The sequence below is a fragment of the Aquabacterium sp. genome (assembly GCF_016234775.1).
Lineage (GTDB): Bacteria > Pseudomonadota > Gammaproteobacteria > Burkholderiales > Burkholderiaceae_C > Aquabacterium.
This window is the reverse complement of the sequence record NZ_JACRAH010000042.1, coordinates 76,186-88,888: the sequence shown is the minus strand read 5'-3', so window position 1 is coordinate 88,888 and position 12,703 is coordinate 76,186. Positions and strand designations below refer to the sequence as shown.

The 12,703-nt window shown below is 57.8% G+C and carries 9 protein-coding genes; 6 read left to right on the top strand and 3 right to left on the bottom strand.

Annotated elements, in window-relative coordinates; all coding sequences use genetic code 11:
• Positions 1 to 6: 6 nt before the first annotated feature.
• From glnE to HY836_RS12610, 6 genes are all read left to right on the top strand, one after another.
• Complete coding sequence (gene glnE / locus HY836_RS12635) at positions 7 to 2,919, top strand: bifunctional [glutamate--ammonia ligase]-adenylyl-L-tyrosine phosphorylase/[glutamate--ammonia-ligase] adenylyltransferase (protein WP_290676510.1); 2,913 nt, start codon at positions 7 to 9, stop codon at positions 2,917 to 2,919.
• Between the two features lie 53 nt (positions 2,920 to 2,972).
• On the top strand, positions 2,973 to 3,563 hold the full coding sequence (locus tag HY836_RS12630; RefSeq protein WP_290676509.1) for a rhomboid family intramembrane serine protease: 591 nt from the start codon (positions 2,973 to 2,975) through the stop codon (positions 3,561 to 3,563).
• A gap of 137 nt (positions 3,564 to 3,700) precedes the next feature.
• A complete protein-coding gene (locus tag HY836_RS12625; RefSeq protein WP_290676508.1) occupies positions 3,701 to 4,702 on the top strand; it encodes an EpsD family peptidyl-prolyl cis-trans isomerase in 1,002 nt (333 codons plus the stop codon).
• A 67-nt stretch (positions 4,703 to 4,769) separates the two neighbouring features.
• Complete coding sequence (gene epsF, locus HY836_RS12620; protein ID WP_290676507.1) at positions 4,770 to 6,224, top strand: chain length determinant protein EpsF; 1,455 nt, start codon at positions 4,770 to 4,772, stop codon at positions 6,222 to 6,224.
• Positions 6,225 to 6,227: 3 nt separating this feature from the next.
• Positions 6,228 to 7,145, top strand: coding sequence for a polysaccharide biosynthesis tyrosine autokinase (locus HY836_RS12615; protein ID WP_290676506.1), 918 nt, complete (start codon positions 6,228 to 6,230; stop codon positions 7,143 to 7,145).
• Between the two features lie 43 nt (positions 7,146 to 7,188).
• Positions 7,189 to 8,637 carry a right-handed parallel beta-helix repeat-containing protein gene (locus HY836_RS12610; protein ID WP_290676505.1) on the top strand — a complete coding sequence of 483 codons (1,449 nt, stop codon included), beginning with the start codon at positions 7,189 to 7,191 and terminating at the stop codon, positions 8,635 to 8,637.
• A 6-nt stretch (positions 8,638 to 8,643) separates the two neighbouring features.
• Here HY836_RS12610 and HY836_RS12605 read toward each other — a convergent pair whose 3' ends face one another.
• The 3 genes from HY836_RS12605 to HY836_RS12595 are packed head-to-tail and all read right to left on the bottom strand — an operon-like array spanning position 8,644 to position 12,703.
• Positions 8,644 to 9,990, bottom strand: coding sequence for a hypothetical protein (locus tag HY836_RS12605; RefSeq protein WP_290676504.1), 1,347 nt, complete (start codon positions 9,988 to 9,990; stop codon positions 8,644 to 8,646).
• The gene (locus HY836_RS12600; protein WP_290676503.1) at positions 9,987 to 11,138 is read right to left on the bottom strand and encodes a glycosyltransferase family 1 protein; all 1,152 of its coding nucleotides are present in this window, start codon (positions 11,136 to 11,138) and stop codon (positions 9,987 to 9,989) included. Before HY836_RS12600 ends, HY836_RS12605 begins: the two co-directional genes overlap by 4 nt.
• Positions 11,135 to 12,703, bottom strand: coding sequence for an O-antigen ligase (locus tag HY836_RS12595; protein ID WP_290676502.1), 1,569 nt, complete (start codon positions 12,701 to 12,703; stop codon positions 11,135 to 11,137). Before HY836_RS12595 ends, HY836_RS12600 begins: the two co-directional genes overlap by 4 nt.

Sequence of the window (12,703 nt, the reverse complement as noted above, 5' to 3'; positions counted from 1 at the left end):
GGTTCCATGTTTGATTTCCCATTTGACGCTGTAAAGACAACGGCCCTGGCCGAGCACTCGCGCTACGTTCAACGTATCCGCAGGCGCTATCCCGCCGAACTGGCCGCATTTGCCGAGACCGCACCTGGGCAGCCCCGAGCCGCCCAAATCAGCACACTCATCGACCACCTGCTGGCCCAAGGCCGCGAACTGGGCGCCGCCCTGCGCGTGGCCCGCCAACTGGTCATGGAGCGCCTGGTGGTGCTGGATGTCGAACAAGGCTGCGCCATGCTGGACATCACGGCCACCATGACGGAGTTGGCCGAAGTCACCCTGGATTACGCCCTGCGCACCGCCGAGGCTGAAGCCGATGCCAAGCACGGCGCCCCGCTCAACGAGCAAGGCCAGCGCATCGACATGTGGGTCGTGGGCATGGGCAAGCTGGGCGGGCGCGAACTCAACGTCTCGTCCGACATCGACCTGATCTACGTTTACGAAGAAGACGGCCATACGACCGGGTTGAACGACGACATCGGCATCATCAAGGGCCGCGTCACCGTCCACGAGTACTTCACCCTGGTAGCTCGCCGCCTGTCCACCCTGATCGGCGACACCACCGAAGACGGTTTCGTCTTCCGCGTCGATCTGGCCTTGCGCCCCAACGGCAACTCCGGCCCCTCGGTGGTCAGCCTGAGCATGCTGGAAGAGTATTTCCTGGTGCAAGGTCGCGAGTGGGAGCGCTTTGCCTGGCTCAAAAGCCGCATCATCGCGCCGCGCCGCGCCATGCCGGGAGGCGAGCACCACAAGCGCGCCCTTGACCTGCGCGACATCGTCATGCCCTTCGTTTTCCGCCGCTACCTGGATTACGGCGTCTTCGAAGGCCTGCGCCAGCTGCACCGCAAGATCCGCGACGAAGCCAACCGCCGTGCCGCCGGCCGGCCTGAGCGCGCCAACGACGTCAAACTCTCACGCGGCGGCATCCGGGAAATCGAATTCACGGTGCAACTGCTGCAAGTGGTACGTGGCGGGCAGTTCCCTGAAATCCGCACCCGCTCCACGCTCAAGGCCCTGCCACGCCTGGCCGCACGTGGACTGATTCCCAATGCCACGGCCAAATGGCTGGCGCAGGCCTACATCTTCCTGCGCCGCATCGAGCACCGCATCCAGTTCCTGGACGACCAGCAGACCCATATGCTGCCCACAGAAGACAGGGATCTGGCCTGGATTGCCGACAGCCTGGGCCTGCTGGGCCGGGAACATGGCACGCCCATCAACCCGGACTGCCACACCGGCACCTGCCAGCTGCTGGATGCCTTGTGCAGTGTGCGCGAACTCGTCGCCACGGAATTCGATGCCCTGCTGCATGACGGACGCGGACCCGGCTCGTCGGGCGAAGGTGGCTGCAAAACCTGCGGCGGCCCGCCCCTGCCCGTGGACAGCGATGAATTCCTGGCCAAGCTGCCCGAGCCTGTGGCCAGCAAGGTCCGTGACTTTGCCGCTCAAGCCAAAGTGGCCATGCTGTCGGACGCCGCCAAGCTGCGTCTGGCCAAACTGATCGGCCGCGCCACCCTGACAGCCTACGGCAAGGACAGCAAAGGCTTGCAGCCAGACGAGTCCGACTGCCTGGGGCCCGACGCCGTCCTGCGCTTCATTGAGTGGCTCAACCCCCTGCTGCGCCGTGACAGCTATCTGTCGCTGCTGGCCGAACGCCCCGAGGTGCTCAACCGCCTGCTGCGCCTGCTCGGCCTGGCCAAATGGCCCATGCGCTACCTGCTGCGCCATCCTGGCGTGATCGACGAACTGGCCGATCCGCGCCTGATGGAAGGCCGCTTCGACGCTGCGGCCTATCAAAAAGAACTCAACGAACGCCACAACGCCTGGACGCGCGCCGGTCAGGCCGACGAAGAAGCGCTGCTCGACACCCTGCGCCGCGCCCACCACGCCGAGATCTTCCGCACCTTGGTGCGCGACGTCGAGGGCCAACTCACCGTGGAGCAAGTCGCCGACGACCTCTCCGCGCTGGCCGATGCCACCCTCAACACCACCATCCAGTGGGCCTGGGGCCACCTGCAGCAGCGCCCTGGCAAGCAAGGCGTGTATGCCGTGGGCCGCCAGCCGCACTTCGCCGTCATCGCCTACGGCAAGCTGGGCGGCCTGGAGCTGGGCTATGGCAGCGATCTCGATGTCGTCTTCCTGTACGACGACACCCAGGACGAACAACCGGCTGATGCCGGCCCGGACACCGCAGGCCCCATTGACGCCTACATGATGTTTGCGCGCAAACTCGTCAACTGGCTGACGCTGCGCACCTCCGTGGGCGAACTGTTCGACATCGACACCGCCTTGCGTCCCAACGGCAACTCCGGCCTGCTGGTGACCAGCTTCCACTCGTTTGACGACTACCAGCGCCAACGCGGCAGCAATACCGCCTGGACCTGGGAACACCAGGCCCTGACCCGCGCCCGCTGGTGCGCAGGCGAGCCCGCCCTGGCCGAGCGCTTCGAGACCACCCGCCGCGCCGTGCTCAGCGCCGAGCGTGACCCGGCCGCCTTGCGCGAAGAGGTCACCACCATGCGCGAACGCATGCGCGAGGCCCATACCTGTCCGTCCACCGAGTTCGACATCAAACACAGCCCAGGCGGCATGATCGATGTGGAATTCGCCGTGCAGTTCCTCATCCTGGCCTACAGCCGCCTGCACCCCGAACTGCTGGACAACAAAGGCAACATCGCCCTGCTGGATCGGGCCGAACAAGCAGGCCTGCTCCCACCGGGCATCGGGCACGCCGCAGGGCAGGCCTACCGAGAATTGCGACGCATCCAGCATCGAGCCCGCCTGGATGACGCCGCGACCAGGTTCGAACTGGCGCAAATGCCTGCCCTTCAAATCCCCCGGGATGCCGTGCTGGCACTCTGGTGCGCCGTTTTTCCGCCCAAGTGAGGGCGCCAGCGCACCAGAGCGAAAAACGACAGCCGCCCTGGCTCTGGCTGGCGATGTGCCTGCTCCTGGGTGTCCCAGCGGCCTGCCTGGGCTGGGTACCGCTCGATCAGCCCGATACCACTTGGCCAAGCTGGGCTTCACGTATAGCCTTGCACCCCAACCAGCCCTGGCATCAAGCGCCATGGACCTGGTGGTCCGCCGCATGGCTGCACGGCAGCGCCCAGCACCTGCAGCGCAATCTCATGGCCCTGTCACTGATCGCCGCGCTCGGCTATACCGCCCGGGTACCAGGGCGTACAGCCTGGGCCTGGCTCCTCGCCTGGCCGATCACCCAATTGGGCATGCTGGGCCAGCCTCTGCATGTCTATATTGGTCTGTCAGGGGTATTGCACGCAGGTGCGACCCTGATTGCCCTACATCAGGTTACAAAATCAACAACCCAATCAGGGCAAATACTCGGATGCACCCTGCTGGGTGCCCTGATATTGAAAATTATCATGGAAAACCCCTGGCAGCACACGCTGATCAGGCCCCCAGGCTCGGATATAAATGTGGCCCCCTGGGCTCATGTGAGTGGTGTCCTGTCAGCCTTGCTCGCCCATCTGTTCGCTTCTGTTACCAACCGCCCCCCATCTGTGAAATGACCGTCACGATGGAGTCGTACACTCATTCAAGCGCCCCGAGAAAACCCCCGGGAACTTAGGCCGCGCTAAAAGATCTTGTACCAGTGCCGAAAACACGGCCTGTGCATCAATATTTGAAACAACCCAACAGTTCAACCATGCAAACCCGCCTGCAAGCCATCACCCGTCAACGCTCCATCCGCACGATGGCGCTGATGCCCGTTGTCATTGCCTCAGCCCTGGTGATCGCCGGCTGCGGGGACAAATCCAAACCGGAAGCCAAGGCCAGCCAGGCGGCAGCCCGTGTCAACGACGAAGAAATCACCGTCCACCAGATCAACCAGTTGCTGGAACGCCAGCAAGGCCTCAAGCCAGAGCAAGCCGAAGCGGCCAGCCACCAGGCCCTGGAAGGCCTGATCGATCAACAACTGGCCGTGGCCAAGGCCGAAGAACAAAAGCTGGACCGCGACCCACAGATCGTCGCCCTGCTCGACTCCACACGCCGCAGCATCCTGGCGCGCGCCTATATTGAAAAGGCTGCTGCGGCCGGCGCTGGCACACCTTCGTCAGACGACGTGCGCAAGTACTTTGACTCCAAGCCGGCCTTGTTTGCCCAACGCAAAGTCTATGCGCTGCAAGAATTCACCGTTCCGGCCACACCCGAACAGTCCGCTCCGTTGATGGAAAAGCTCAAGGCAACCAAGACGGCTGCCGATTTTGGCGAAGTGCTCAAGGCCAGCGGCCTGAAATTCACGGCCAACCAATCCACTCAAGCTGCCGAGAGCCTGCCCCTGGGCATCATTGAACCTTTGAGCAAGGTGGACGACGGTGAAGCGCTCTACATCACGGCCAAGGACGGCTTCAAGGCCCTGCTGATCGTGGCCAGCAAGAGCCAGCCGGTCACTTTCGAGCAGGCCAAGCCCGCCATCGAACAATACCTGACCGTCGAGCGCCGCCGTGAATTCGCCCAGAAGGAACTCAAGGCCCTGCGCACTGCTGCCAAGGTTGAATACATTGGCAAGTTTGCGAACAAGCCAGCTTCTGGGGCTGCTGCGGCCAGCGCAGCTACCGCGCCAGCCGCACCATCTACACCTGCTGAAAGTGCCTCCGATGGTATTGATCCCAACGCGCTGAACAAAGGTTTGTCTGGCCTGAAATAATCCGAAGCTCCCCCTCCAACAAGGGGGATGCAGGACCGCACAACCGGCATCACACCTTCAAAACAACATGAGTTTTTCTGATTTTCTAAGAGTCCTTCGCGCCAGATGGATCCTGGCAACAGCGATTTTTGTCGCGTTGACATCCATTGCGCTCGTCGGTAGCCTGGTCTGGCCAAAGAAGTACACGGCCAAAGCCGTACTCATGATTGACTTGAAGGTTGACCCGGTAGCCGGCACATCTGCCACGGGCATCATGCCGTCTGCCGCCTTCCTGGCCACACAAGTGGACATCATCGAGAGCAACCATGTTGCGCAGAAAGTCATCAAGAATCTCCAACTTGACGACAACGCTCTCATGAGGACAGAGTGGGATAAGAGTGGCGCGAAAGGTGACTACATCGCGTGGTTGTCACGTCGAATTTTAAATAGTCTCAAGGTCGAGGCTGCGCGTGAGTCAAATGTTGTTGAAATCAGCTATGAGGCCACAGAGCCCAAATTCGCTGAAGCGCTTGCCAACAATTTTGCCAAAGCCTATATCGACTCCACCGTTCAATTCAAGACGACGCCAGCCAAGCAATATTCTGACTTTTTCGAAGAGCGCGCCAACCTGGCTCGTCAAAAGCTGGAAGCTGCGCAAAACAAACTTTCTGAGGCTCAGCAATCCAAAGGCATTTTGGTCACTGATGAAAAGTTGGATACAGAGTCGATTAAATTGAACGATCTGTCCGCTCAACTCACTGCCCTAAGAGGTGCACTGGCAGACTCTTCCAGCAGGCGAGCACAAGCAATGAACAACGGTGATGTCTCGCCAGACGCCATGGCCAGCACACTGCTCCTGTCATTGCGGAGTGACCTGAGCCGCTCCGAGGCCAAATTGGACGAATCACTAGAGCGCTATGGTGAAAACCACCCCATCATTGTCGAACTCCGCGCCAGCATCGCGTCAATCAAGGACAAGATACGCCGAGAAACTGGTCGCGTCGGTAACAGCTTGACCGCGTCCAGCCAAATCAACCAGAGCAAAGAGGCCACGATCCTCGCAGCTTACAACGAGCAACGCGACAAACTGCTTAAACTGAAGCAGGACCGCAACGAACTGCTGGTCATCGAACGGGAAGTTGGTGCAGCACAGCGTGTCTACGATGCAATCCAGGCCCGTCAGAGCCAGATGAACCTAGAAGGCAGCAACAGTCAGAACAACATCGTGGTGCTTAACACCGCGTCTGAACCGGTCACGCCCTCGTCACCCAAGATCGGCGTCAATACCCTTATTGGTGCGGTTCTGGGTGCGATCATTGCTGCCTTCGTCACGATGGTGGTAGAGCTGGCGGACCGCAAGGTGCGCAGCACTTCCGATCTGGTCACGTTGCTAAGGGTGCCAGTTATCGGTTATCTGACGGCATCCCAAAGAGCAAAAAACCCATGGTCTCGATCTCACGAAGGTGTTCTCTACCCATTGGAAAGTATCGGCATGAATAGCGCCGATGCGCAGAACCCTAACGCGCCAGGCAGGTTGCTTTAAGTCATGGATACATCCAAGAAGTTCTCCAATTCCGGCTTTGTCTCGGCCGACCCTCATTTCCCTGACACTGCACAGATGAAATATCAGGAGCCGACGATCGGCGAGATCATCAGCAAAGCCAATAATTTGACCGCTGAGCAGATCGAATCTATTGTCAACTACCAACGCAGCAACAATGTTCGCTTCGGCGAAGCTGCTGTGGCCTTGGGTTTGGCGAATGCTGACGACGTCATGTGGGCGTTGGCGCAGCAGTTCCACTATCCATATAGTGGGGAACACGAAGACACCTACAGCAAAGAACTTGTCATCGCCAAGAGCCCGTTCTCGGTCCAGGCTGAAGCGTTCCGTACGACGCGCAGTCACCTGATCATGAAAATGTATAGCGGCACCGGCCCTCGTAAGGCATTAGCCGTCCTGAGCACGGAGAGCGGGGATGGCAAAAGCTACTTTGCAGCCAACATGGCCGCTGCATTTTCCCAGCTCTCTGGCAGAACACTGCTGATTGATGCCAATATGCGCAACCCGCGGCTTCACGAGATCTTCAAGCTGTCGAACGCATCTTCGGGCCTGACCAACATCCTGACGGGCCGAGCAGTAAGCAACGTCATTCAGTCAGTCAAGTCCCTCCCAAGCCTGTTCGTGCTTCCCGTCGGGACGGTGCCACCAAACCCACTCGAATTGGCAGAGCGCCCTGCTTTCGGCTTGCTGATTCGTGAACTGCTTACCAAATTTGATCACGTGCTCGTAGACACTCCAGCCATGTCTCAAGGCATGGACGGCGCAGTGATCGCGGCCAAGTGTGGCGCAGCCGTACTCATGGCCAGACAGAATCACACCCGCATCAACAATCTACAGTCTTTGGTTGGTGCCTTGCGTATGTCAGATACTACCGTTGTAGGCAGCATCGTCGTTGACTATTGACATGCCACATTCCGTGAAATGGCTATGGTTGAATACTATATTCATGGCATGGCTTTTTCAGCTACAGACGAATGCCCAGGCACAGATCAGTGAAAGCAAGGCCTGCCCAAGCAGCAATATTCAAACACCGGCAGGTCACGAAGCGTCTGACATTCAATTTGCCATACTCAAAGGCGGCCCTGGTAGCACCATCATCCTGACTGGCGACTACCTGATTGACACCACCATTGAATTACTGGATGGTGTCTCACTATGCTCGATCAAAGGCGCTACGCTAACTTGGAGTGCACCAAACCGAGCCGGTATGCTCATCAGCGGCTTGCGCGCACGCGGCACCTCGGTACGAAACCTGATACTGGACGGTCGCGGCATCATGATCAAGGGGACAGACCATACCGTTGAAAGCAACCTGATTCGCAACATCATGGGAGGCAGCGATGCCAAACAGAGATGGGGAGAACGCCATGGTGTCTTCGTTGCGGATCAGGGCAAGAACGTTGTCATCCGCAACAATTTGTTCCTCAACATCATCGATACCGGGATCATGGCCTACGGGCTAGACCAGAGCACCATTTCGGATAACAACTTCCAAGGCGTATCGGAAGGCATCCACCTGTGGTCTTGCAAAGATACTGTGGTCCGCAAGAACAGCGGGCACGGTTTCAAGGCAATGTCCATCGAGGTTCAAGGGGACAACCACCCCGGACTGATTATTGAAAACAACAGCTTCAAGAAGTGGCACAAGAGCCATGAAAAAGGTGCTTACGCCATGTCCGTTGTGGCTGGACAGTCCGCAGTCGTGAAAGGCAATACGATTGAGGGAACCCCGTCGATGGCCGCTGGCTTGGAGGTGGGCGGTATAGGTGCCACAGTGTTAGGCAACCGACTCGTTGACGTTGACCTCGTCATTACGGACGCCCCCAATACGCTCATCAAAGACAATACGCTCACACGCGGTCGCATTGTGAAGGATGTCAACAAGGCAAAGTTTGGCACCTTGACGATCCAGGAGAACACCATCATCGACCCCCCAAAGGTCGGCATTTATGCCGACCACTGGTGGGGATTCGATCAGGTCACCATTGCTGGCAACATCATCAACAAACGTATCTCGGTGGACACCCCCGAGTTCGCAGGCATACAGGTTGTGGATTTTGACAAGCAGGCACTGCTCATCCATAAGAACCAGATTACCGTATATGCCACCAATGGTAAGGCACCGCTGCCAACAGCTCGAATCACGTGCCTCGCAAACGGTGGCTATAAAGGCAACATGAAAGGTACGCAAATCGTCGGCAATACATGCGACGGCGGCAATATCGGCACCTTCTCCACCAGCAGTTCGCAGGGCGGCCATATTGGCGTCATCTACCGTGACAACAAACTGCTCAATCTGAAGGACACGATTGTTGGTGACAGCGAAGGGTTGCAGGCGACTGGCAATCACATCGACAATGTCACCAACGACCAAGCTCGCATGAAGGGGCGGTGAGTATGCTCAAGGCGTTTTAATCAACGTGTCAACCATGTCAACACCCACGATTGCAACGAGATCATCTTTTGAACGAACCCGCTGATCACGTCGCTCCAAAAAGTAGGCAGCCAAAATGGCATTGATCAGCCCCAGTACAAAGCATGCAGGGAAATAGTAGTACCAAGTGGGAAACCAGGTATCCACGGGGATGGTTGCATCTGACACCACACGCGAATCCGTTCTGGGCACGTCGCGATTGAGCGCCATCATGCTGTGCTGCAGCATGGCATTTTCATACCGATCTCCAATGGACGTAACGTTCTGCTGATCCGTTTCATAGCTCTTATAAAGCTGCTCTTTTCCGAGCCTCGCCGACTTCAGGTCGTCCTCACGCTCGCTCAACTGCGTCACCACCTGGCCCTTGCTGCGTGCAGCCAGGGCAATCGACTGCCGGCGCTTTTCCTCATAGGTTCTAATGCCCTGCTCAATGCTTCGAATCGAAGAGTCCAACGCCTTAACCACTGGGTGCGCGGCCCCCATGCTTGTGACAGCCTCCGCCTGCTGATTACGCATGTCTGCCAGACGACTGCGCTGAGCAGTCAGGTAACTGTCATCTAACTTGTCTCCAACATCTACGGACTGACCAGCCACGCTGCTGAGAGCTTGCCCATCAACGTAGGCGCGAACGCTGCGTGTGGTCAATTGGCTCATCTTCAAGTACTCACCCAGAGCAGCATCAATGGCCGTTCCATCTGACATGACACCCTTGCTGGCAGCCTGCGCCAAGGTTCTTTGCGCAACCAGCAACTCCTGACGCAAACGCGCTTCAGCCTGCTCGTACGAGCGATCCGCATAACGATCGAAACCACGATTGAGCAGATCGGAAACAGCCACCAACTCGTTTGCAAACAAATTGGCCATATTGGTACTGAACTCCGGCGAGGGAGACACATACCCGACGCGCAAGAGAAACGATCCGTTTTCGGTCGCGGGCATCAACCCACCACCGATCACGGAGGCGACCCAATCCTCGAATGGTGGCCGAGGTTCATCCAGGTTAGACCACATACCCCGCAGCATGGAGATACCACCAGGGCCCAAGCGCGCCACAACTCGGTCCGTGAGTAGGCGACTGCGCAGCAGGCTCAGCTTGGCACCGATGACATTGGCCTTCGCGTCGGTCTCCACCACCTGAGCGGGGCCCTGAGTAACCTCCAAAAGAACCAGTGCCTCAGCCCTGTACATGTGAGGCATGGCGAACCAAAGCCCCACAGTGACCAGTTGAGAGCTCAACAAAACCAACCCAGCCACTACCGGACGATAACGCACCGACCGAAACACTGGAACAGCACGTAAGAAGCGTTTGTTCATACAGGATCCCGATGGAGGTGACTCAAACGACATACCTCCCGTATAGCATTCAACACGCGAGAAGCGCACGCCTCCCAGGCCAGCGATTCGTCGATACGCCGAGCCGCAGCAATAGCCAAGACCCTTCGATTTTCAGACGTCCACTCGGACGCCAATGCCTCAAACATGCGTTTCGCCACCACAGCCGGCTGCCCCGGTGGGGCGTAATGCGCCATGTCACCACACACCTCATGCAGCACGGGGAGCTCCGAACAAACGACGGGCGTTCCGACACGCAAAGCCTCGATTGGTGGATAGCCAAACCCTTCTATCCATGACAGAAACAGAAACAACTCGGCGCGTTGATACAAGCCATCCAACTCCGCATCCGATACCCGCCCCAGACCCAGTACGCCCTCCTGCCTGACATCGGAAACGCCGCATAACGCCAAAGGCAGCGCTGCCTCGCCAGCCAATTCTCTGTACGCCGCGTACCCAGCCAGCACCCCTTCCAGATTCTTGTGTGGCAAACTTGAAGCCATCGCAAAAATGAACCGCCCGCTGACGCCTGCAGGCAAAGTAGGTTGCGCCGTCGCTATCGACGCAGTGTCCACACCATTGAGCACCACGCTGATCCGGCTGGTTTGCACACCTTCTGCCAACAGAGCGGACAGGGTGGCGTTTGAAATTGCCACGATCCGATCTGCTTGACGCATGGTATGCCTGAACGCTCGCCCCACCAAACAAGTTTCCAGGCGAGAGAAGTACTCAGGTCGATGCTGGAAATACCAAAATGGAATCAGATCATGAATCACCGCAACGCGCCCGACACGCCGAGGCCATGCAAGCGCCCCCGGCACAAACCCTTTGGGTGAAAAATACAAGTCCACTCCTAGTCGCCTTATTAGCAAGGCGCACCCTATCAACATCCACCACTGCCGCCAAACATGGCTGGGCATCGCGTCCCGCACGCAGTGCAGGGTGGTTCGGTCCGAGCTGACCACCGACGCAAAATCAGCTCGGTTTGAGCCATTACAGACAAGAACCAGTTGCTCATCCTCTAACAGTTGCCGCGACATTTCACGCGCCAACCCCAGTGCGTAACGATAGATCCCGATGCTCTTGGGTGCCTTGGGCGTCAGTTCGCTGACGTCATAAAGGTATTTCATTTTGCTCCCAAAGCAGGCACTCGGATCCGCCCGGATACAACCAAGTACTCGACGATCGCTACTCCGGCCACGAAGTAATACATGGCCGCAATAGAGGGCGTTTCAAATATAGGCTCACTCACGGCCGTCAGCAGCAGCATGCCCATGACAATGACCATCAAAGTAGCCACACCCCGATAGTTCATACTGGTTTCAGGATCCAGATTGGTCATTCTGGCCCCTTTGGCCGCAGCAATCACTGGAGACAGAATCAGGTAGAGCCACAGACAAAGATAGACCACTCCTCCACGGGAAAGACTAGAGATAAAACTGTTGTGCGGCTCGCGCACGACCACCCCTTCACCGTAGTCACCGCCGGGTGCGGAGAAATTGGTCAAAGCCTGCCCGTACCCGAGGCCAAATACCATCGTTTCAGGGCTGACGCTCCACTTGTTCAAAGACGATGACCACCAGTCCATACGCTGCTGCACACCATGCGCACCGACAGCATCGCCATGCTTGCCCGACACCGACAGGATACGGTCAACAAAGGCGCTAAGTGTGACGTCGGAAATGCGGCCTGGAATTTTGACCTCAAAGGTTTCCAATAGGCCAAGCGCTGCGATCATGAGCACCACACCTGCCAGCGTAGCGGAAAATGCCTTGCGGTAACCAAAGTACGCCAGCACCACAGGCAACAGGAGAAACGCGCCATACAAATTGCGTGACTGCGCCAGCACAATGGCCGCCAGCGACCCCAACATCACCACCACCACCAAGGGATACCGCAACCAGGCTGCCGCAGGATACAAGCGAGGTACGGCATACCACGCGGCCACGGCAGCAATCGCGTTGTAAGGTGCTGTCAACATATGACCCAGCACAGGGATTGTTTGCTGGTAGCTCTGAAAACCAGGCGAGATCGCCAGAATGTAGGGCGACAGGGGGGCCATGGCGCCGTAGATAGATCCCCCGATGATCCATATCGTCAAAAAGCGCATTCGCCACGCCATCCAACGCCCCATCATCAAGCCATAAATACAGACTGACAAACCTGCCAGGAAATACATCAGATCGACAACAGACAGCACGTCACGCAAAGCTGCCATACCATAATCACGGATATTTGGATACAGGTGAATTGCAGGCGGCACAAGCAGCGCCGTCATACAAACCCAGAATGCCGGTATGTGACGCAGTACCGGGAAAGTCTTGGGTAACAAAAATAACAAACCGATTGCCACGCCCAACTCGGCCATGGTGAACTTGGCCCCACCTGCGCCTATTACGATGTTGCTGAAGCCATAGTTGAATAGCATCTGGCCAAGAATCATGGCCAGAACCACGCGCACGTACCATGGCGCGCCCCTGATGGCGATCTGAAATGCCAGCAGCAGCAGTCCTACCAGGACAATATAGCGAGCGACATACAGAACGAGAAACGGACTGATCATCAGCCAATAGGCCAAAAAGCCGGGCAGCGCCAGACCCAGAAATGCAACGAGGAACAGGGCGAAAATATTACCCTGCACCCAGGCCTTCATATTTGACAGCGAGCCAAAACTGGCCCATGACATCACAGCCAT

Coding starts and splice junctions, on each gene's coding strand:
- glnE (WP_290676510.1), top strand. CDS start 7: ATGTTTGATTTCCCATTTGACGCTGTAAAGACAACGGCCCTGGCCGAG.
- HY836_RS12630 (WP_290676509.1), top strand. CDS start 2,973: ATGTGCCTGCTCCTGGGTGTCCCAGCGGCCTGCCTGGGCTGGGTACCG.
- HY836_RS12625 (WP_290676508.1), top strand. CDS start 3,701: ATGCAAACCCGCCTGCAAGCCATCACCCGTCAACGCTCCATCCGCACG.
- epsF (WP_290676507.1), top strand. CDS start 4,770: ATGAGTTTTTCTGATTTTCTAAGAGTCCTTCGCGCCAGATGGATCCTG.
- HY836_RS12615 (WP_290676506.1), top strand. CDS start 6,228: ATGGATACATCCAAGAAGTTCTCCAATTCCGGCTTTGTCTCGGCCGAC.
- HY836_RS12610 (WP_290676505.1), top strand. CDS start 7,189: ATGGCATGGCTTTTTCAGCTACAGACGAATGCCCAGGCACAGATCAGT.
- HY836_RS12605 (WP_290676504.1), bottom strand. CDS start 9,990: ATGAACAAACGCTTCTTACGTGCTGTTCCAGTGTTTCGGTCGGTGCGT.
- HY836_RS12600 (WP_290676503.1), bottom strand. CDS start 11,138: ATGAAATACCTTTATGACGTCAGCGAACTGACGCCCAAGGCACCCAAG.
- HY836_RS12595 (WP_290676502.1), bottom strand. CDS start 12,703: ATGGCTGTGATGTCATGGGCCAGTTTTGGCTCGCTGTCAAATATGAAG.